Annotated in this window: 17 protein-coding genes; 13 read left to right on the top strand and 4 right to left on the bottom strand. The window is 49.9% G+C overall.

What is annotated here, in order from left to right; translation table 11 throughout:
• Positions 1 to 53: 53 nt before the first annotated feature.
• From FPZ45_RS13130 to FPZ45_RS13090, 9 genes are all read left to right on the top strand, one after another.
• Positions 54 to 1004 carry a LysR family transcriptional regulator gene (locus FPZ45_RS13130; RefSeq protein ID WP_144702270.1) on the top strand — a complete coding sequence of 317 codons (951 nt, stop codon included), beginning with the start codon at positions 54 to 56 and terminating at the stop codon, positions 1002 to 1004.
• Between the two features lie 271 nt (positions 1005 to 1275).
• Positions 1276 to 2955: an ABC transporter substrate-binding protein gene (locus tag FPZ45_RS13125; protein ID WP_144702267.1), complete on the top strand. Its 1680-nt coding sequence runs from the start codon at positions 1276 to 1278 to the stop codon at positions 2953 to 2955.
• A 24-nt stretch (positions 2956 to 2979) separates the two neighbouring features.
• The gene (locus FPZ45_RS13120) at positions 2980 to 3906 is read left to right on the top strand and encodes an ABC transporter permease (RefSeq protein WP_144702264.1); all 927 of its coding nucleotides are present in this window, start codon (positions 2980 to 2982) and stop codon (positions 3904 to 3906) included.
• A gap of 12 nt (positions 3907 to 3918) precedes the next feature.
• Positions 3919 to 4815, top strand: a complete 897-nt coding sequence (locus FPZ45_RS13115) for an ABC transporter permease (RefSeq protein WP_144702261.1) — start codon at positions 3919 to 3921, stop codon at positions 4813 to 4815.
• A gap of 26 nt (positions 4816 to 4841) precedes the next feature.
• The gene (locus tag FPZ45_RS13110) at positions 4842 to 6923 is read left to right on the top strand and encodes an ABC transporter ATP-binding protein (protein ID WP_144702258.1); all 2082 of its coding nucleotides are present in this window, start codon (positions 4842 to 4844) and stop codon (positions 6921 to 6923) included.
• Between the two features lie 47 nt (positions 6924 to 6970).
• Positions 6971 to 7930, top strand: coding sequence for a glutathione S-transferase C-terminal domain-containing protein (locus FPZ45_RS13105; protein WP_144702254.1), 960 nt, complete (start codon positions 6971 to 6973; stop codon positions 7928 to 7930).
• A 238-nt stretch (positions 7931 to 8168) separates the two neighbouring features.
• Positions 8169 to 8867 carry a hypothetical protein gene (locus FPZ45_RS13100; RefSeq protein ID WP_144702251.1) on the top strand — a complete coding sequence of 233 codons (699 nt, stop codon included), beginning with the start codon at positions 8169 to 8171 and terminating at the stop codon, positions 8865 to 8867.
• 137 nt (positions 8868 to 9004) lie between these two features.
• On the top strand, positions 9005 to 11143 hold the full coding sequence (locus FPZ45_RS13095; RefSeq protein WP_144702248.1) for a penicillin-binding transpeptidase domain-containing protein: 2139 nt from the start codon (positions 9005 to 9007) through the stop codon (positions 11141 to 11143).
• Positions 11144 to 11161: 18 nt separating this feature from the next.
• The gene (locus tag FPZ45_RS13090) at positions 11162 to 12250 is read left to right on the top strand and encodes an ankyrin repeat domain-containing protein (protein ID WP_144702245.1); all 1089 of its coding nucleotides are present in this window, start codon (positions 11162 to 11164) and stop codon (positions 12248 to 12250) included.
• A gap of 64 nt (positions 12251 to 12314) precedes the next feature.
• Here the strand turns inward: FPZ45_RS13090 and FPZ45_RS13085 are convergent, their stop codons facing one another.
• Positions 12315 to 12788, bottom strand: a complete 474-nt coding sequence (locus FPZ45_RS13085; protein WP_144702240.1) for an SRPBCC family protein — start codon at positions 12786 to 12788, stop codon at positions 12315 to 12317.
• A gap of 113 nt (positions 12789 to 12901) precedes the next feature.
• Here FPZ45_RS13085 and FPZ45_RS13080 point away from each other — a divergent pair, with 113 nt between their 5' ends.
• Positions 12902 to 13318 (top strand): winged helix-turn-helix transcriptional regulator, encoded by a 417-nt coding sequence (locus FPZ45_RS13080; protein WP_186438377.1) that lies wholly within the window; start codon positions 12902 to 12904, stop codon positions 13316 to 13318.
• Between the two features lie 56 nt (positions 13319 to 13374).
• Here FPZ45_RS13080 and FPZ45_RS13075 read toward each other — a convergent pair whose 3' ends face one another.
• A complete protein-coding gene (locus FPZ45_RS13075) occupies positions 13375 to 14037 on the bottom strand; it encodes a response regulator transcription factor (RefSeq protein WP_144702234.1) in 663 nt (220 codons plus the stop codon).
• Positions 14034 to 15212 (bottom strand): sensor histidine kinase, encoded by a 1179-nt coding sequence (locus tag FPZ45_RS13070; protein WP_144702231.1) that lies wholly within the window; start codon positions 15210 to 15212, stop codon positions 14034 to 14036. Before FPZ45_RS13070 ends, FPZ45_RS13075 begins: the two co-directional genes overlap by 4 nt.
• Before the next feature lie 197 nt (positions 15213 to 15409).
• Here FPZ45_RS13070 and FPZ45_RS13065 point away from each other — a divergent pair, with 197 nt between their 5' ends.
• The 3 genes from FPZ45_RS13065 to FPZ45_RS13055 all read left to right on the top strand — a co-directional run bounded on the left by FPZ45_RS13065 (position 15410) and on the right by FPZ45_RS13055 (position 17192).
• A complete protein-coding gene (locus FPZ45_RS13065; RefSeq protein ID WP_144702228.1) occupies positions 15410 to 16177 on the top strand; it encodes a CPBP family intramembrane glutamic endopeptidase in 768 nt (255 codons plus the stop codon).
• Between the two features lie 100 nt (positions 16178 to 16277).
• Positions 16278 to 16652 (top strand): YciI family protein, encoded by a 375-nt coding sequence (locus tag FPZ45_RS13060; RefSeq protein WP_144702226.1) that lies wholly within the window; start codon positions 16278 to 16280, stop codon positions 16650 to 16652.
• 90 nt (positions 16653 to 16742) lie between these two features.
• Positions 16743 to 17192: a YdeI/OmpD-associated family protein gene (locus tag FPZ45_RS13055; RefSeq protein ID WP_144702223.1), complete on the top strand. Its 450-nt coding sequence runs from the start codon at positions 16743 to 16745 to the stop codon at positions 17190 to 17192.
• A 135-nt stretch (positions 17193 to 17327) separates the two neighbouring features.
• Here FPZ45_RS13055 and FPZ45_RS25745 read toward each other — a convergent pair whose 3' ends face one another.
• Entirely contained in the window at positions 17328 to 20561 is a 3234-nt protein-coding gene (locus FPZ45_RS25745; RefSeq protein ID WP_144702220.1) for a glycosyl hydrolase family 18 protein, read from the bottom strand.
• Between the last annotated feature and the right edge of the window lie 19 nt (positions 20562 to 20580).

Genomic DNA, 20580 nt, shown 5'->3' with positions numbered 1-20580 from the left:
AAGGATTAAACACGAATCCAATTTACATATTTATATAGAAGAAGCGGCAGCTATTGAAGCTGAAGCAGGAAGTCGAAGGGAGCACGAATATGGACAGCCGAAAGCTGCATTATTTTATGGAAGTTGCGTCAGCGTCCAGCTTCACCAAAGCTTCGGAAAAATTGCGAGTTGCCCAGCCCGCTATCAGCAAAACGATACAGAGGCTGGAAGATGAAATTCAATTAATTTTGTTCGATCGATCCGACAAGTCGGTTAATCTGACACCGGAAGGCAAGGTTTTATTCGAATACGCCGTCGAAATACATGCCAAAATCGAAGAAGCTCGGCGGGTGATGGAAGAATTGCGCGACGCGCGGAGAGGGGAAATACGCATTGCGCTTCCATCCATGTTCGGAAATACGTATTTCATCCCAATCGTGAAAGAGTTCAAGAAATTATATCCATTTCTCAACGTAAGCGTGATGGAAGAGGCGACCAAACAAATTCGGATTTTAATGGAACGTGAAGAGATCGATTTCGGGGTAATCGCCATCAATCCGGAAGAACCCGAGCTAGATGTCCTTCCTCTGCTGGACGACTATATGGTGGCTTGTTTTCCCCCTTATCATCCGTTGGCTGAACGGCCTAGCGTCAACTTACGAGAACTGCTGAACGAGCAACTGGTTCTATTCAGAGACGATTGTCTACAATGGGATATGCTCTATGAGGTCGGCAGTCGGGCGGAATTTGAAATGAACGTTACCATTACGACCAATCAATTAACACTAATCGAATCAATGGTCGCGGATGGAGTGGGAGCCACTCTGCTGCTGAATAAAGTTATCGCTCCGAATAGCGAGCTGTCTATCGTGCCGCTCAATCCGCCAGTCCCCGTACAGTTGGGGGTATGCCGGAAGAAGAAAACCTTTTTGTCCAAAGCAGGTGAAACCTTTCTCGATTTCTTGAAACGAAATATAGTCGGGGAGAGTGTCCCGGCAGGGACGATTGCCCAAGCATCGTCATAAAGCGACGACATCCGTAAAATCGGTAAACGTAGATTGACACTATCGTTTACTGGTTTTTTTGCGTTTACGTTCAGTCATTGGGGTCCATTCCTTGAAGTTATGTTGTGATGAAAATTAAGTATTATCCTATTACTTTAAGCTATGATACGATTTCTTCATCATCTTGGCCGGGATGCAAGGGGGAAGAGCTGTCGCATTAAAGCATACTATTTCTGTAAGAATAATTTCATATAAAGCTATTCCTACTACATGAATTGAGAGGAATCTAACGATGAGACAATTATCTAAATCAACGAAAACGGTAGGTTTGCTTATGGCGGTGCTTCTAGTGTTGTCCGCTTGCGCCGATAACGGAGGCAATAAGAAGGAGAAAACCGCCGCTGGAAATGAAGCCTCGGCTTCGCCGTCCGCAAGCACGCAAGCGCCGAGTGCCACCGCAGTCCAAGGAGGCGATCTGACGTTCGCGTTAGCCAGTTCGCCGGATTCACTCGACCCGCAACGCAGCAATCTTGCGGTAGCCTCGCGGGTATATAGCAGCATCTTCGACAATCTCGTCGCGAGGGACACGGACAACAAGATCAAGCCTTGGTTAGCGACGGAATGGACCGTCTCCGACGACGGACTGAGCTATACGTTCAAGCTCCGCCAGGACGTTAAATTCCAGGACGGCACTCCGTTTAATGCGGAGGCGGTCAAATACACATACGATCGTATTCTTGATCCGACTACGAAAGCGACCAATTCCGTCCCGTTGATTGCGCCTTACCAATCTTCGGAGATTATCGACGAATATACAATCAAGCTGAACTTGGAGACGGCCTCCCAAGCGTTCCTGGGTAACTTGAGCGAATCGCCTTTGGCGATCGTCTCGCCGACCGCCGTGAAGAAGTACGGCGAACAATTCGGCAAAAATCCGGTCGGCACAGGACCATTCAAGTTCGTCAACTGGGAGGAGAACGCGGAAATCAAAGTCGAGCGCAACTCGGATTACCGATGGGGTCCCGATACTGTCGACAACAAGGAAGCGCCGTACCTGGACAGCATCGTCTTCAAAATCATCCCGGAGGAAGCGACGCGCATCGGCAGCATTCAGAGCAAGCAAGTACTCGCCGTAGAGAGCGTGCCGCCGCAAAATATCGTATCGCTGCAGAGTGATCCGGCTTATCAAGTGCTGCAGGTTAACACGAACGGTCACCCGTACTCGTTGCTCATTAATCAGAAGAAAGCCCCATGGAACGAGCTCAAAGCCAGACAGGCGCTTCAATACGGGATCGATGTAGGCACGATCGTCAAAACGCTGTACCTAGGAACTTACGAACAGGCGTGGTCGGCGATAACGCCCGGCATCTTCGGTTACGACACTTCGTTAGAGAATTCGATCCTGCCGGATCAGGAGAAAGCCGGCAAATTGCTGGACGAACTTGGATGGGTTCCAGGCAAGGATGGCATTCGCGAGAAGGACGGGAAGAAGCTGACGCTTCATTACGTAGATAGCTCGCCGAACCGCGATAAACGCAACGACATCGCCGTCATCATTCAGCAGCAGCTTAAGAAGATCGGCATCCAGGTCAACGTGGAGCTAACGCAGGACGTGTTGACGAAAGTATTCAAGAACGATGATTTCGACATCTTTGGCAACAGCCAGGTGAACAGCGATCCGAACTTGCTTTATCCGTTTTTCCATACGGCCCCTGAAGGTGCGTTAACCAACAACATCGTTCACGTGTCCGATCCGCAGGTGGATCAATGGCTGGAGCAAGGCGTCGTCGAGAGAGACGAAGCCAAGCGGGCGGAGCTCTACAAAAATGTTCAGCAGTACGTCAAGAATAATGCCGTCATCATCCCGGTTTACGTATCCCGCTATTCGGTCGTGGCAGCCAAATCCGTACAAGGGTTGAAGTTCGACCATTCCGGATATCCGCTATTCAATGACGTCAGCATTCACAAATAATATGCGAAATGAGGTGAGGCGATCGTGGTCGGAGCGGTAATCGGACGTATGTTCACTTCGCTGCTGGTCGTTGCCGGATCCTCCGTGCTTGTCTTCGTCATCCTGTATTTGCTCCCGGGAGACCCGGTCAATTCCTTACTCGACCCGACCTTCGCCACGTCGGAGCAAATCGCGAGCCTCCGCCATCAGCTTGGCGTCGATCAGCCTCTGCACGTGCAGCTTGCCGATTATTTCGGCAAGCTGCTTCACGGGGATTTCGGCAATTCTTTGCTTAATTCCGAACCGGTGTTGCCCAGAATCCTGTCCCAATTTCCGGCGACGCTTGCTCTTGCCGCCGCCAGCGCTGTCGTTGCTGTCGTAATCGGAGTGCTTCTCGGTGTGCTGTCCGCCATTCACCGAAACAAGCCGATTGACGTCATCGCCCGAATCGTTGGCTTGCTTGGCATCTCGATGCCGGCATTCTGGTCGGGCATTTTGTTGTTGCTTGTTTTCTCGATTCATCTCGGCTGGCTGCCGACAATGGGGTCGAACGGTTGGAAGACGCTTGTGCTGCCGTCGATAACGCTTGGACTCATCGGCGCGGGCTTCCTCGTCCGCATGATTCGTAACAGCATGCTTGAAGTCGTGAACGAGCACTTTATCGTGACGCTGCGATCCAAAGGGCTGTCGGAGAGGTCGATCATGTATCGGCATGCGCTTCGCAACGCGCTTATCCCCGCGGTGACGATGATCGGCATGCTGGTTGGAGAGATGCTCGCGGGCGCGGTCGTCATTGAGACGGTATTCGCAAGGCAGGGCATCGGTCGTATTATCGCCGACGCCATTATGGCGAAGGATTTGCCCGTCGTCCAGGGCGTTATCTTCTTTTCAGCCATAATTTACGTGTCGGTTAATCTCATCGTCGATATTTCGTATTCGTTCATCGATCCGCGCGTAAGGCGAGCGACATAAGGAGGGAACAGGATGAGGGAGACGGTTGCCGCAAGATCCGCGTTGCGTAAACGCAAGTGGGAGCTGCCGGCGCTGCGTTCGTCCGAAAAGCGGTTCTTATTTTCCAAAGCATGGATTGTAATCGCAATAGCCATTATTGCATTCATGGCGCTGTGTGCCATCGCTCCGCAATGGATCGCTCCATACTCGCCCGTGGAGATGTTTACGGACAGCATTATGCAGCCGCCGAGCGTTGTACATCCGTTCGGGACCGATTATTTCGGCAGGGATGTGTTCAGCGTTGTCGTTTACGGCAGCAGAGAGTCTTTGTTGATCGGTCTGATGTCGGTCGTCGCCGGCGGAATCGTCGGCGGCACGATCGGCGCGTTGTCCGGGTATGTCGGCGGATTGCTCGACATGGTGTTGATGAGGGCGATTGAGATTTTGATGACCATTCCGGGCATTCTGCTTGCGCTTACGATTGCTGCGGCCATGGGACCGAGCATGACCAACATCGTGATCGCCGTCGCGGCCGCTACTATTCCCGGCTATGCAAGGGTTATGCGGGGACAGACGATGAGCATCAACGGCCGGTCGTACATTACTGCAGCCCGTTCGATCGGCGTATCGCGATGGGGTATTTTTTGGCGGCACGTACTGCCCAACTCGCTGTCGCCGCTACTCGTCATGGCGACGCTTGGCATCGGCAGCTCCATTCTGGCCGGGTCTAGCCTAAGCTTCCTGGGTCTTGGCGTGCTGAAGGAAATCCCGGATTGGGGAGCGCTGCTGTCGCAGGGGAGAGGCTACTTGACCGTTGCATGGTGGATTTGCACGTTCCCCGGACTCGCGATAACGCTACTCGTTCTGGCGGTCAACATTACTGGCGATTGGCTGCGCGACTACTTGGATCCGAAGCAGAAGGAAGGATAGTAGCATTTAGAAAAGAGGGAGCGGCCATGGAGCAATTGCTCGAAATACAACATCTGTCGGTCGGCTTTCATACGAGAAGAGGTTTACTCCAAGCGTTGAACGACGTGTCGCTGACCATCCGGCCGGGGGAGACCGTATGCCTCGTCGGGGAATCCGGAAGCGGGAAAACCATTACCTCCAAAGCGGTGATGCGGCTGCTCGATTACGAGAACGGGCGCATTACGAACGGTCAGATTCGGCTTGGCGGCATCGACCTGACCGCGTTGTCCCAGAACGAATTGCGCAGTCTGCGGGGCAAGAAGATGGCAATGGTGTTTCAGGAGCCAATGTCGGCCTTCGATCCGGTCTATACGATCGGTTATCAGATTGTCGAAACGATCCGCACACATGATTCAAAGAGCAAAGAGGAAGCGTGGGAGCATGCGGTGTCGTTGCTGGAGCGCGTCGGCATTCCGGAGCCCCGCATTCGGATGAAGCAATACCCGGGCGAGCTGTCCGGGGGGATGCTTCAGCGAGCTATGATCGCTTTGGCGCTCTCGTGCGGGCCGGAGCTTCTGATCGCGGATGAACCGACGACCGCTCTTGACGTTACGATTCAAGCGCAAATATTGCAATTGCTGCAAGAGCTGAAGGAAGAATTCCGGATGTCTATTCTGCTGATTACGCATGATCTGGGAATCGCCGCGGAAGTTGCGGACAGGGTTGTCGTTATGTACGCGGGAAGAGTGGTAGAGCAGGCGCCGACAGCGGAGTTGTTCAAGCAACCGCATCATCCTTACTCCCAAGGACTTCTTCAATCGGTCGCTTCGCTCGATACAGAGAAGGGAGAGAGACTCCATTCGATTGAAGGCGCGATTCCAAGCTTATCCGCATTGCCGGACGGCTGCCTGTTCCATCCGCGTTGCCCTTACGCGACGGAGAAGTGCAGGGCCGAAGTCCCGCCGCTCGTGTTCGAGAACGGGCGGGAATCGGCTTGTTGGCACACGCAAGAGCTGCTGAGATCGTCGGCTGCCAACGATGACAGGCCCAAGTCGGCCAAGTCCGAAGCCTTCACGGCACAGTCAGGCCTGAGAACAGCCGAATCGAATATGGTCTTGGAGACGGTAGAACTGCAGTTGATCGAAGCTGCGGCCGTTGATGTGCCCGACCTGTTCCAGATTAGCGGTCTGCGAAAATATTATCCGGTCAAGAGACGAGGATTTCCAGGCCGAGCGCGACCTTACATTCGCGCCGTGGATGACGTAAGCTTCACGATCCGCCGAGGCGAGACGTTCGGTCTCGTCGGTGAATCGGGCAGCGGCAAATCGACCTTAGGCAGGGTGCTTCTGCAACTGGAAGCAGCGACATCGGGTCAAATCCGGTTCGGCGATCAAGAGATTACCAAGCTCGGAAGCTCAGCCCTTCGCAGAGCGCGCAAGGATATGCAAATGATTTTCCAAGATCCGTACGGTGCGCTCGATCCCCGATGGACCGTAGGCGACATCATCGGCGAGCCGTTAGGCGTTCATGAGCGGTTAAGCACGATGGAGAAACGGAATCGCGTGGCAGAACTGCTCGCTTCCGTGGGTCTGGACGCCTCCTATGCAACCCGCTATCCGCATGAATTTTCAGGCGGTCAGCGTCAACGAATCGGTATTGCGCGCGCCATCGCGCTGAAGCCGAAGTTCATTCTGGCCGACGAGGCCGTCTCCGCCCTAGACGTGTCGGTGCAGGCGCAAGTCGTCAATCTGCTCCAAGACCTGCAAGCGAAGATGGGCCTGACTTATTTGTTTATCGCTCACGGGCTTCAGGTCGTCCGGCACATTTCCGATCGCATTGGGGTCATGTACTTGGGCAAGCTGGTCGAGATCGCGCCGAGCCACGAACTGTTTCTTCATCCGGCGCACCCTTATACGAAGGCATTGATCGCTTCCATTCCGGATATGAGTCCGGGAGCGAAGAAGGCGCATACGGTGCTGCAAGGAGAAATTCCGTCTCCCGCCCGTCCGCCGTCCGGCTGCCGGTTCCACACCCGCTGTCCGTTAGCGACGGCTAAATGCCGGGAGGAAGAACCAGATCTGAACGCAATTGCCGCCGAACACAGCGTCGCCTGCCATTTTCCTTTTTGAAGGAATAGATAATAAATACTAGGAATTGTTTAGGAGGAGACCAAACAATGGCTAATGCTAATGAGATTACTTCGGGATTAACAACGGAATTATCAAAGGAAACTTGCAGTAATGTAGCATCTTCTCAGCCAAAGATACAGTTCACGACGCCTTTTGGGAACGGGGAAGGAGAGCTGCCGATTGAAGCCAATCGTTATCGGATCGTTTGGGCTCAGATCTGCCTTTGGGCACAACGGGTAGTCATTGTGCGCAGCGTGCTTGGGTTGGAGGATGTAATTAGCGTTGGCACAACAAGCTCTGTAAGATCTAAGCAAGGCTGGGCGTTCTCTTTAGATGAGGGCGGGATTGATCCTGTGCTGAACATTCAATACCTCTCGGAAATCTATAAAGAAACCGATCCTGGATATGACGGACGTGTCACTGTACCTGCCGTTGTAGATGTACTTACCCGTAAAGTCGTAAACAATGATTCCTACAAATTACCGAGATACCTGGAAACGGTATGGGCTCCTTTCCACAAAGAAGGCGCTCCCGACTTATATCCAAAGCATTTGCGCAGTGATATTGACGAGCTAAACGAGATTATCATCCGTGAAGTGACTAACAATGTGCGCAAAGCGTCTTCTGCCCTTTGGCAAGAAGAATACGAGGCTGCCTATGCTGCACTGTTTGCACGACTCGACCAATTAGAGGAAAGATTGTCTGCCCGCCGTTATTTGTTTGGCGATCAGATTACGGATTCCGATATTGAGCTTTATGTGACACTCGTACGACTCGATATCGTCTATAACTCGCATTATAGAACAGAACGGAACAAACTGCAGGACTTCCCGAACTTGTCTGCTTATGCGCGCGACCTGTATCAGACGCCCGGATTTGGAGACACAACGGATTTTGACGCCATTAAGCGAGGCTTTTATTTGAGAGATGCGGTTCTAAACCCTGACGGCTTGGCTTCAGAAGGACCTGATTTATCCTTCTGGAGGACGCCTCATGGGAGGTTCTAGTAGATAAGTCGTAGACGGAATGAATAAGGTCCAATTAGCTTGTTCTATAGCTGATATGGGCCTTTTTTGCATGGAATGTTCCAAAATTCTGGAAAGAAGTAGGTGGATATAGGACAAGCGATCACTATAATGGAAATAAGTAGCTATAATATTACGTTCGAGGCGGCGAGGCAAGGAGACGAAAGCGACACGCCGGGATCGACGATTGCGGAACTCATCAAACTAGGAGGCCTTCATAATGCTGCTGAAAGATACGGATCAATTGGACGATCTAAAGGAGTTTCTAATCAGTTGGTATGGTAAATACGATAGCTCCTACGGCGTGCCGGTGGGCGAGCTCCCGGCAGATCTGCCTAAGGCGTTGCGTGAATTATATGCTTTTGCAGGCCGATGGAAAGCGGGTTCGGACGATCACCTCGAGAACTCTCCTGAAATCTTTCAACAGCAGGATTGTCTCTATTCGGTGGAGAGGTTGAGGAGACATGCGGATAGGATTACGTTTCTAGAGGAAAACCAAACCAACTGGACGTGTCAAGCGGAAGCGGGCAACGACGGTTCTCCAGTCTACTGCGACGAGCGCTTGCTGTGGGATGACAATGCGGAAGGACATATCCTCGTAAATGACTCCTTATATCATTTTCTGAAAAGCTTTTGTTTGCAGGAGGTTGTTTTTGGCTGCAAGCATCTGTACGTAATAGAAGGAACAGTGGATCAAATACAGGTGTTGTTCAATATGCCGCTTGAAGACGTGTGGCTTAACGGGTATTATACCGGCGCCAAAGAAGAGGGACCTACTCATTCGTTCTACCGATGCGGAGACGTGCTTATCATGGAGCGCTACAGCGACTTATGGTTAGGGTCTAACCGTGATTTGTCCGGAGCCTGGAATGACGAAACCCTGACCTCGCTCGAATTGAGAAAAATTAAGCCCGATTAATCAGTTTTACGAAACGTAAGCTCATCGGGAAAAGTAAAAATGGAAAAAGCAGAAACATCGAACGATGATCGCGGTATAAACAATAAGCGTTGTGTTTACAAGTCGGTGATTTTGGTATATCGAGGAGGTCAATCCAGATGAAAGGACAGTCCAGCGTTCGCTTGGTGGCGATTATCGTTCTGCTGCTCCCATTCCTGCTCGGAGGCTGTTCCGATTTCTTCGGCAAATCGTCTCCGGAACCTTCAGCTTCGGAAAAGTCTACGGACGTTCCTTCTCCGGACCCTTCGAACGCGCCGGATTCGTCGGGAGGCGTAACCGCGTATCTGTCAGCGTGGGAACGGCTTGATTATGAGGGGATGTATGCGCTGCTTTCGCCTTTCGTGAAGAAAGATCTGACGGAAGAGCAGTTCGTCAAGCGGTATCAGAAGATCTACGATGCGCTTGAGGTGTCCAATCTGGTCGTAACGGCGCTTCCGGCCGAACATCAGACGTCGGATGGAGCGGGTACGGAAGGTACGGCGGTTACTGGGGCAGGAACTGCTGTTAAGGGGTTCACATATCACGTCACTATGGATACGGCGGAAGGATCCATCTCATTCAACAACCAGGGCCGGGTCAGAAAGACGGTGGAGGACGGCGTAACGTCCTGGTTGATCGATTGGAATCCTTCGTATATTTTCCCCGGCATGGAAGAAGGGGATACGGTGCGAATCGAGAAAACTCAGGCGGTACGCGGCGAGATTGTCGATCGCAACGGCAATCCGCTGGCGGTCAACGTCGAGGCGGCGCAACTCGGCATTGTGCCGAGCAAGCTTGGGGACTCGGCCGATACGGTTAAAGCATCGATGGCAAAGAAGCTCGGCATGGCCGTACAAGATATTGACCGTAAGCTTGGTGCGTCATGGGTGAAACCGAATCTGTTCGTTCCGATCGCCGTAGTGGTCGATGATGCGGTGAAGGACGAACTCGTCGCGCTTCCGGGGGTTTCTGCTCAGAAGGTTATGGTGCGGCGCTATCCACTCGGCGAAGTGGCGGCTCATCTGATCGGCTATATCGGGGAGATCAACGCCGATGAGCTGAAGATGCGCGAAGCTCAGGGCTACAAGGCGGGCGATATGATCGGCAAGGCGGGGCTGGAGCTTACGCTTGAGACGCAATTGCGTGGTACGTCAGGCAAAGCAGCTGTTATTGTTGATAGATCAGGCGTGCGAAAATCCGTGGTCGCGGGGCAGGATGCCATCGACGGTGCGACGTACAAGTTGACGATCGATTCGGCGTTGCAGCAAGCAATCTATGAGGAAGTAAAGGCCGATGAAGCTTCCGTTGCGGCGATCCAGCCCGTGACTGGCGAAGTGCTGGCACTGCTCAGCAGCCCGTCGTACGATCCGAACGCTTTCGTACAGGGTGTGTCCAAGGAGCAATACCAGCAATGGAATGAAGATCCGCGTCATCCTTTCCTGAACCGTTTCTCTCGGACGTATGCGCCAGGCTCGTCCTTTAAGGTCATAACGGCAGCGATTGGAATCGACAGCGGTGCTCTTGATCCGGACCGGGCGAAGGAGATTTCCGGATTGACCTGGAAGAAAGACAGTTCCTGGGGCAAGTATTACGTGAAGCGGGTGCACGACGTGAATCCGGTCGATCTGTCGCAGGCGTTGGTCTATTCTGACAATATCTACTTCGCTCAGACGGCGCTGGCAATCGGTAAAAAGCAATTCGCCGCAGGCGCGGCACGATTCGGGATAGGCGAACCACTTCCGCTCTCCTATCCGCTCAGTGCTTCGCAGCTTGCAGGCGGCGGAGGTGCGCCGTCCGGGGATATTCAGCTTGCCGATTCCGGCTACGGACAAGGACAGGTGGCAATGACGACGCTGCATGTCGCCTTCGCCTACTCCGCGCTTGCCAATGGCGGAAATATCGCCTATCCGCAGTTGTCGGAGGCCGATTCGGCTTTTGCGGGAAAGCTGTGGAAGGAGCAAGCGATGTCGGCGGATACGGCGGAACGAGTCAAAGCCGATCTCGTGAAGGCGGTGGCGAGTCCGGAAGGCGTCGGGCATGGCGCCTATATTGCCGGCGCTTCAATCGCTGGCAAGACGGGCACTGCGGAGCTGAAAGCGAGCAAGGGCACAGAAGGCCAGGAAAACGGCTGGTTCGTCGGTTTTAACGCGGATGACCCGCAACTGCTGATCTCTATGATGATCGAGAACGTACAAGGTCGTGGGGGCAGCCGCTACGTGGCGCCAAAAGTAAAACGAGTTTTCGAGCAAATCAAGTAGCAATAAGGAGTGTTTTGGATGATCGTCCTGAAAGATATCGGGAGATTCGAGGAACTGCCGGAAAGCGCGATGCATATTTACAAAGGTAATATTCCGGCTTTGCATGCTGCAATTGCTGCAGGATGGGATATTGAAGAGGGTATCGTCCTTAGCAAGCATATCACAATTAGTCCGTTGGATCTGGCGCTTGTATCGCAGCAATCGGAGGTTGTAAAGCTGTTGGTCGAGCACGGTGCCAACCTGAATGTCCATCATAATCCAGCTTTTTTACGGGCTGTTCGTTATTGCAAGGAGAACATCGTTCGCTACGTTGTAGCGCAAGGAGCCGAGATGGACAAGCTCAATCAAACGGGGTCGGGTGCATATTCACAGGCCTACTATGGCAACAAAAACAATATTCCGCTTATTCATGAGCTGGGATTAGATATCAAGCTGCATGGCGGTGCCGTATTGCGTCAAGCCGTATCAGACCATGATTATAAAACACTCACGTATTTGCTCAATCAGGGGGTGGACATCAATTATAATCAACCGGACATGGTCTATCCTTATCAAGCGACTCCATTAACCGTGGCTGCACGTATGGGTGTTATGGCCATGGTTAAATTTTTAGTTGAACATGGCGCGGACGTTACGTTAGCGGAAAAGGACGGCGAGCGGCCGTATACGATTGCGGTTAGCAATAAGAATACAGCCTTGGCTGACTATTTGAGATCACTGGAACCGGCTGACTTCCATAATGCGGAAAATAAGAAGCTTGAGCTTAAAAAATATAAATTAACCGATGAAATGGTCAGCTTTCTTACTGGAGACAAGCTGCGCCTTGAGCTAGCGCAAAATGAATATGAAATCAGGTATATCGACTTTTTCGCATTGACCGATACGATTGAGATGAAAGTGGGTAGACAAAAGCTACTGCGTCTTTCAGCCGATATCGATAATTACTCTGGCCTGCAGCTGGTTTGGAATCCGAAGTCAAAGGGTTTAATAGGTTGTTATGATGTGGAGCACCAGGTTTATGCTGATTTATGCAGCTTCATAGAGTTCCTCGCGCGGCCTGAATTGCACCTCATGAAGTTTCTTGAGGGTGAGTTGTCGAATGCCTAATGGTGACATTGATTTGCCCCTATTTATGTTACGGAGAACCGCATCATAAATAGGGGCTCAACCTTTAAGCATTCTCTATGCCGTGTTTATTTGCAATTTGCTCGTTTTGGTTGGGTTGGCCTTTACCCTTGGCAATTAAGTCATGCAGGCTCCCGTTTATGTAGGTGCCCCAAGCGTCTGAGCAGACACTGTAACATTCGTAAGTGGGGACGAGGCCTACATGCGTAAAGCGAATTTCTGTTTTGTCACCCTTCTTGGAGATTTCAAAGACAATGTTGGTTTCCTTCCACTCGTTCTTGTCCTCTACGAAACTAAAGTAGTTGTCGATAACGTGCCAAACAACCTTTTGACCTGGAACAAGTTGAGTGATTTGGATGGTACAGCGGTGAACATCTCGGTAATGGTACTTGAATTCACCGAGTTCCGCGGTACTGCCCTCAATTTCCTCCGACCACCATTCGCGGACGTTATTGATGGCGGCGAAAACTTCATTGGGGCCTTGATCTACCGTAAAAGAAGTACTGAAGCTTTGATCCATGCAATTGATCTCCTCTCAAAATTTTTTTGCTGTATTCTGAGTATAAAGTTTGTACTTGCACAATGCAAGTACGAAACTTGCATTATGCAAGCGCGGATAGTAAAATCATACACATGAAAAAGCGAACTTCCACAGTTTGTCCAATCGTATATGCGCTCGACATATGGGGCGATCCATGGAGCCTAGTCATACTTCGCGACGTCCTTATCCATAACAAGCGGTATTACCGTGAGTTTCTGGCTTCACGCGAGCACATCTCAACCAATATTTTAAGCGCACGGCTCCAATCTCTCGTAGAAACAGGTCTACTCGTCAAGATTGAAGGCGAGTCTAACCGCGCACAAACGATGTATCGGCCAACACAAAAGGCACTGGATCTTTTTCCGGTTGTATTTGCCATTATGCACTGGGGCCTTAAATATAATCCAAATACCGATATGAGCATTCCGATCATGCAGGAACTAACAACAGACGAAAAAGGATTAGAGAAGCGCCTTCTGGCGAACTTCGACGATATTCATTCAAAATAACCAGGGGTACTCGATGGAGTACCCCTGGTTTTTTCCGAAAACTTGCCGTTGCATCTTTAGAACTCTAGCAGATTCTCTTCTTGCGCTTTAAGAATTGCGTGAATTCGTTCGGATACACTGAGCTTCGAATATATAGTAGAGATATAATTTTTAACGGTTCCCTCTGACAAAAACAAATCTCGTGCAATTTCGCGGTTATCCTTCCCATTTACGAGCAATCGCAAAACGTCTAACTCCCTTACTGTCAGTCCGTAGCGAGGCTTTTTCTCTTTTTCTTTCATTCGCTTAGAAGAAATGACCCCGCTTGTCCATTCAGCCACCATGATCTTTGCGATTTCCTGAGGGATCAAAGTCTCGCCATTATTCACCAAGCGAATGCTAACTGCTAAATCTTCAGGTTGCATAGCCTTAAGCAAGTATCCCACAGCCCCGGCTGCAAGCGCCTCCCTGACATAATCCATATCATGAAACGTTGTAAGCATAACAACGCGTATATTAGGATAGAGCTTCTTAATATGTCGTGTTGCCTCCACCCCATCCATCTCAGGCATGTGGATGTCCATTAAGACAACATTTGGTTCGTGCTGTTTGCATAGCTCAATGGCTTCGGCACCGTTAGATGCCAAAGCGACAACATCAATGTCTTTCTCTCCCCGCAATACAATCCGCAAGCTGCCTCGAATTAAATCCTGATCGTCTGCGATTAATACTTTTATCATGATTGACCACCTTTTCTATTCTTAAGTGGCAACTTACAAAGTACGGTAGTACCGCTGTTCTTATTCGACCTCACGAGTAATTCACCTTGATACGCTTCGATTCTCTCTTGCATCACAGATAGACCGAATCCGTAGTGAATTTCTTCCATGCCGCAGCCATTATCATGAATGGTTAATGTAAGCAGCTCTGGCAGAACTGTGAGGGAGATATGGATTTGTGTTGCACCTCCGTGGCGCTTCGCATTCGTCAGAGATTCCTGCAGACACCTGACAAGTGACATCGTTACCGGTAATGGAACCGCAATGTCGGTTTCATCGGCTTCAAACTCAATGCTTGTATCCGTGTGAACAGCAAAATCAGTGGCAATTCTCCTGAGCTGAGCTGAAAGTGTCTCTCCCTCTCTCTCAGGGGCGATATGATGAATTTGTTTCCTCATCTCATCAAGACCCTTCCTGCTCACTACTCTAAGCTGATTAATGCTTACGACAGCTTCTTCTGAAGCATCCGTAATTAAGTAAGAGACGGCATCGAGACCCATAATTACTGAGGTCAAAGTATGTCCTACAGTATCGTGCAGTTCCCGAGCTAGTCGGTTTCGCTCTTCTAGCAGCGTAATTGTCTCGACTTGTTTCGCATATTGTTCGAGCACTTGCCGCTGCCGTTCATTCTCATCAAGGAGCTGCTGCATTTTCCGCTGCGTATCAAGGAATTTCCAAATTCCAAATCCAAGTGCAAAGAAGAAAAAACCTTCAATAATAGAGATGTTAAAGGAGGATAGCGGAAGAACAATTGCCATTGCGATAGCTGGAACGATTGAAAACCATATCCATAAAGGGATACGGAGTCTTACCGAATGGGTGGTAGCAGCAGCACACATCGCTGGAATCGCAAGATACGGGAAATATCCCCCTATCGCATAGGATCCAATAATAAGAAAAAGCCCGCTCAGTATAAGCTCCGTAACCGGATACACCCAAGACGATTTTTGCGCCGTCCTTATCCATATCAGTTGCGGGATCGCCCCAACGATTAAGCATGATAAGAGTAGAACGTACCAACTCCAATCCTGAGCTTTATACTCATATCCCAATAAGAAGAGATGAAGCAGCACCCAGATGATTCTTGTGTAGAATAACGCTTTCAATCCCCAGTGATTGTGCGTGGCGGTAGGCATGCCGATGGGGCTCCCCTTTCGTGCCCTTCATGCTTTCATCATATCTAATAATGACATGGATTCACAGACTCAATTCAGTAATAGTCAAGTCATATATGACTTGATGATTAAACCCTTACCACAGGCACTGGGGGGTATTACCAGATTTGCTGCATAATAAGGGTATTCCGAAACGATAAAATGAGGAGATTGATACAATGAAAGCACTCGTAAAAATACAAACCTTCTTAAGGAGCCACCCCCTCCTGTTCGCCATTTTCACTCTGATCGCCAGTCGTATTGCAGGGTTAGGTACCACTGCACTCGTCCAGCTTTTACAACCAGAATTGTCCATTCAAGAAGATCTCGGTTGGCTGCTTATGGTTGTTTACGCAAGTGTTGTAGTAAGTCTTGTGTACTGGACAAATACCGCTGATGAAGTTGGCCTAAGAAAGCCAGCTTCCTTGAAGGAATGGCTCCTAATAACCCCTTTGCTAACCCTTCCATTATTAGTTCTATTAGAAAACGGCATACAGTCTTGGGGATTTGCACAAAATCTTGTTCTTGTCATTGCTGCCATTGGGGTTGCGATTAATGAAGAAGTTTTGTTTAGAGGAATCTTGCTTCGCGGCTTCATGAAATGGGGCCAGTGGGTTGCTATCTTTGTTCCGAGTGCAATGTTTGCCCTTGCACATTTATCCAATGCTTTTGTCGGTGGCGACGTAACCTTTGCCATCTATCAAACGATCTGGACATTCGCAGCCGGGGTCATGTTATCCGCAATGAGATTGCGCAATAATAGCTTAATCCCTGTCATCGTACTCCACATCATACTGGATGGTATCGAATATTTTTCAACAGGGGAGTATGGCGTTCATACCCAAGAAATATCTCCAATATGGCTTCAGTTGTTTGTCTTGGTCAATATTGTTCTTGCTTTCTACTCTTTATTCCTCTTCTATAGAAGAAACAAATTACTTTTTTGAAATTTCTTTTAAAGGTATGTCGATTTAGTTGTATATCGTTCGTTGATTAAATAGAGGCAAAAATGGATGCTTCAATCTAACGTCAAAGGAGAAATTAACAATGAAATTCTTATGTCTGGGTTACTTGGATTCAGCGAAAATGGATGCTCGTCCCAAGGAAGAGATCGACGATGTTATGCTCCAATGTCAGCCTCACCTAGAGGAACTCTACAAAAGCGGTCAAGTGATAATAGATGCAGGTCTCGCCTCTGAAGCGAAAAGTGTGCGGCGGGTGAATGGGAAGGTGAAGGTAGTGGACGGTCCTTTTATTGAAACGAAGGAGATAATTGGCAGCGCTTTTCTCATAGAAGCACGAGACATGGAGGAAGCAATTCAGATCGCCTCCTTACATCCGTCTGTACAGGTGGGTGCGGGCGAGCAGTTTGGATGGGGGATTGAGATCCGTCCGATCCACTACTTCGAACGAAGAGGCTAAAGGGAATGAAGGATTTGGACGAACGACGTAGTAATAATAGACGACATGGATACTGTGAATTCTGAAAACGAATCCGAGGAGGAGTGCTTCATGAAATTTAGAACGACGCTTCAACTCAGTAAGAAAACAGCTACCGGAATTGAAGTCCCGGACGAAATTGTGGAGGCACTTGGAGGGGGGAGGAAGCCGGCTGTTAAGGTGACAATCGGCCCATTCACCTATCACAGCACGATTGGGTCGATGGGCGGTAAATTTATGCTGCCGGTCAGCAAGGAGAATCGCGAAGGAGCAGGCATTCAGGCTGGGGATGACATCGAGGTTGAAATCGAGCTGGACAATACGCCGCGCGAAGTAAGTGTCCCGGATGATTTTGCCCAGGCATTGGACCGTTATGCGGAGGCCCGGCAGTTTTTTGATGGCTTGTCTTATAGCAACAAACGCCGGTTCGTATTGAATATTGAGGGTGCTAAAAGCGCCGAAACCAGGCAGCGACGTATTGAGAAGTCCGTTGAATTGTTGCGCGAAGGCAAGCTTCAATAATGAAACCTGCTCATGATGGCTGATGTCAGCCGTATAAAGGGCAGGATTAATGTACTCATAAAATGCCCCTTCCAAAACTGGTCATCCAGTTCGGAAGGGGCATTGCTTCATTATTTCAGAAGTAGTTATGAGGTTTTATCTTGTTCTTGTTTTGATGCTGAAGGCTTCCCAAGCTCCCCCGACCGCGTCCCGATTGGCAACAAGAACACCGCCGTTATTCATATCTGCAGTCACGTATTTATTGTTGGCTAACGCCTGTAGTGCTACATTGCCATCCGCCAGCGTTACTCTTCTGAATTTCTCCCATTGCTGGATGGTATCGCTTCTGGCAATCAACTTAGCCCCTTCATTGAGATCCGCAGCTACGTATTTGTTGTTGCTCTTGGATTTCAACGAGATGGTGCCGTCGCTATTATTGATGATTTCAAACAACTCCCAGTCCTCGGCTGCATCGCGATTAGCAACCAGTGGAGAAGTTCCGTTATTGTCAGCACTAACGATTTTTTGATTGGCCTGAGCCACCAAATAAGAATATGTTGCACCTGATTGCGGTGGAGTGGTGGCCGAGGTGTATTTTTTCACCAGGTTTTGGAACGTTGTATTCGCTCTGAAGTTCTCAGTGTTAAACTTGCTCCATTTGGAGGCAATCGTGTCTGCACTGTCGGTGTTGATGTTAGGAACCGGGTTCGTATTATTATTGTAATAGCCCCAGTTGCCATAGTTGGCGGTGACCTTGTAGGTCCAGTTGGTCCATGAAATGTTGGAAGCATTCATTTCACCCAGGAACCTTTCCCACAGGTCATTGAAATCAAAGAGGCAGAACTCCCCGACAAAGATTGGCACATTCCAATCTCTCTGATGGTTGCGCATGCCTTGAAGCGCGCCGTTAATCAGATTATTTTGCGCGGTCCAACTGGACGCCTCATTGCCTTGCATCGCATAATAGTGCATTTCATAGACGACATTGGTCCAGCCATATTGAGAAGGAGCACTGAGTTGATTCCAATCCCAGGCCGCTTCCATATAAATGGTGTGATCAGGATCGATCGCCCGAATGGCCTTGTATAATCTGTCGTAAAATTGATTCAATTGCTGCTTACCTACACGGTCAGGCTCGTTCAGTAGATCATAACCCGCGATGGCCGGGTTGCCTTTGAAATGGGTAGCAATTCCTTCCCATAGTCGAACGGTACGATCTTGATAGGTTGTGTTTTTCCATAGCTGTGGATCGGAGTTCACCTCGCCGGAGTTGTCGAAGGTATTTTGCGCTCCAAACGTTCCGTGAAGGTCGAGGAGGGTGTAAATACCACGGTCAGCAGCTTCTTTGACCAGCCAATCCAGCTTGTTCCAGGCGTCCGGGCGCCAGTTGCCGTACTTGTCCATCAGCTCTAGATACAAAATAGGGACACGGATTACATTCATCCCCATATCCTTGATGCGATCGAGATCTTTGGTGGTGAGCCAGGCATTCTGATACGTCTTGATCAGTTCCTCTGCTTTAGCAGCGCCAAAGCGATTCGTGAGCGTCTCGCGCAAAGTCCACTCATCCTTGACGCCTAGCGGAGACATCCAGCCTTCCTGCAGCATCCAGCCACCCAAGTTGGTGCCGCGCAAGTTAACCACGCTGCCTGTACCGGAATTGTTTCTAATTACCGTGCCGTTGGTCTTAAGAAAATCGCTGGCTTTCATACCATTGGTCACTGCCGCGCTTGTCGATACAGTTAGCGGTGCGCTCGCTGGCGATACTCTACCGGCAGTATTTTTTGCAGTAACGGTAAATACATACTGCGTATTAGGGTTCAGTCCGTTAATGGTTGCGGAGGTACCTGTGACGCTCTGTACCCTCCCGCTATAGTTGACATCATAGCCGGATACACCAACAGTATCCGTTGAGGCTGTCCAAGTCAGAGTAATACTGTTAGCAGAAACAGCCGTTGCACGAACATTGCTTGGAGTGCTAGGAGTGCCTATAACTGGTCCTGTACCGCCGCCATTCATTTCGCTATAAATGGCTCCCAGCAGTTCACCGGTGCGATCGTTGCTGTATTCCCAGAACATGATGCCGCCTAGCTCGTTATTTTTTACATATTGTGTTTTGAGCTTTAAGGATTGCGGATCATCATACGTAATAAAAGTGCTTCCATTGAACAAATAAGGTGCTTGAGCTACGTTATCCCAGTATCGGGTATAACCGTTTTTGTTCAAGTATTGATTGGCAATCGTCGTGTAATCAACCTCGATGCCTCCACCGGATACGGGCTGATTAAGACCATTATTGCTGTTCGTTACACCGGTCCAGCCGCGTCCGTAGAAGGCGCCGCCCACAACGAGCTTATTAGCCGGAACACCATTGTTCTTGAAAAGTTTAACGGCGGCATCCACACTGTTGTCCCGGCTGTACAGATTGGTGTGATGCCCGGTCGAGCGATCCCAACCTCCATGGAAATCATAGGTCATCAGATTGATCCAGTCGAGAAGTGGAGTGACTTTATTGATTTCAATGCCATTGAGATAGCCGTTGCTGGCTCCTGCGGCAATCGTCACTAAATAGCTTTTTCCATCGATAGCTCCCTGAGCGTTTAGCTTCTCGCGCAATTTGGCGATCATCAATGTGAAGTTCTGCTTGTCCTCGGGTCTAGCTTTAATGCCGGCGGAGCTATTCGTCGGGTATTCCCAGTCGAGATCCACGCCATCCAGCCTATGGGCGGTGATAAGGCTCACGACACTGTCTGCGAATACTGTTCTTGCGGAATCAGTCAGAGCAGCGTCGGAGAAGCCGTCAGCTCCCCAGCCACCAATGGATAGAAGCACTTTAAGGGAAGGATTTTTCGACTTTAAATCAGTCAATGTTCTGAGATTGTTACCGTCCTGAGCGCTCAGGGTAGCTTTGCCTCCCCTAATTAGGGAGAAGGCATAGTTGATATGAGTCAATTGCTCGGGCTTGACGCTGTTGGCGTTCCAGGTTACCCAGCCTGCCATATAGGCAATAATTTTGTTTCCGGTAGCTGTTACTGCCAGAGGGCTGCTCTCAGGCGAGACATTGTCGGTTGCGGTGCTGCAAGGTCCGATCACCTTCCAAACATCCCATGGCCCGGACTGATCCGGCCTGTCGCCTTGCGTCCACCATTTGGCTTCATACACATTTCCATTATAAACAACGTGTTGCCCGCCTACATATATACTGCTTGCATCCCATTCGGCTTCAGTACAAATGGCTTGATCCTGAATGTCCATCACATTGAATGGTGCAAATGCTTCCGACTTAAGGGAGTCTGCTACTTCCACCTGCTCCAATGCAAGATTTCCATCTGCGGCATGGGCAGTCGGTACTGTGGGGGACAAACCTAATGTAGGAATAATAATAGCCAAACTAAGGAACGCACTCCAT

The sequence above is a fragment of the Cohnella terricola genome (assembly GCF_007786475.1).
Taxonomy (GTDB): Bacteria; Bacillota; Bacilli; order Paenibacillales; family Paenibacillaceae; genus Cohnella; species Cohnella terricola.
The sequence above is the reverse complement of the archived record's forward strand: the minus strand, read 5'-3'. Positions and strand labels throughout refer to the sequence as shown.

What these genes read in the sequence shown, in the direction of transcription:
- FPZ45_RS13125 (WP_144702267.1), top strand. Translation starts at nt 1,276, where the DNA reads ATGAGACAATTATCTAAATCAACGAAAACGGTAGGTTTGCTTATGGCG.
- FPZ45_RS13115 (WP_144702261.1), top strand. Translation starts at nt 3,919, where the DNA reads ATGAGGGAGACGGTTGCCGCAAGATCCGCGTTGCGTAAACGCAAGTGG.
- FPZ45_RS13110 (WP_144702258.1), top strand. Translation starts at nt 4,842, where the DNA reads ATGGAGCAATTGCTCGAAATACAACATCTGTCGGTCGGCTTTCATACG.
- FPZ45_RS13105 (WP_144702254.1), top strand. Translation starts at nt 6,971, where the DNA reads ATGGCTAATGCTAATGAGATTACTTCGGGATTAACAACGGAATTATCA.
- FPZ45_RS13100 (WP_144702251.1), top strand. Translation starts at nt 8,169, where the DNA reads ATGCTGCTGAAAGATACGGATCAATTGGACGATCTAAAGGAGTTTCTA.
- FPZ45_RS13095 (WP_144702248.1), top strand. Translation starts at nt 9,005, where the DNA reads ATGAAAGGACAGTCCAGCGTTCGCTTGGTGGCGATTATCGTTCTGCTG.
- FPZ45_RS13090 (WP_144702245.1), top strand. Translation starts at nt 11,162, where the DNA reads ATGATCGTCCTGAAAGATATCGGGAGATTCGAGGAACTGCCGGAAAGC.
- FPZ45_RS13085 (WP_144702240.1), bottom strand. Translation starts at nt 12,788, where the DNA reads ATGGATCAAAGCTTCAGTACTTCTTTTACGGTAGATCAAGGCCCCAAT.
- FPZ45_RS13080 (WP_186438377.1), top strand. Translation starts at nt 12,902, where the DNA reads ATGAAAAAGCGAACTTCCACAGTTTGTCCAATCGTATATGCGCTCGAC.
- FPZ45_RS13075 (WP_144702234.1), bottom strand. Translation starts at nt 14,037, where the DNA reads ATGATAAAAGTATTAATCGCAGACGATCAGGATTTAATTCGAGGCAGC.
- FPZ45_RS13070 (WP_144702231.1), bottom strand. Translation starts at nt 15,212, where the DNA reads ATGCCTACCGCCACGCACAATCACTGGGGATTGAAAGCGTTATTCTAC.
- FPZ45_RS13065 (WP_144702228.1), top strand. Translation starts at nt 15,410, where the DNA reads ATGAAAGCACTCGTAAAAATACAAACCTTCTTAAGGAGCCACCCCCTC.
- FPZ45_RS13060 (WP_144702226.1), top strand. Translation starts at nt 16,278, where the DNA reads ATGAAATTCTTATGTCTGGGTTACTTGGATTCAGCGAAAATGGATGCT.
- FPZ45_RS13055 (WP_144702223.1), top strand. Translation starts at nt 16,743, where the DNA reads ATGAAATTTAGAACGACGCTTCAACTCAGTAAGAAAACAGCTACCGGA.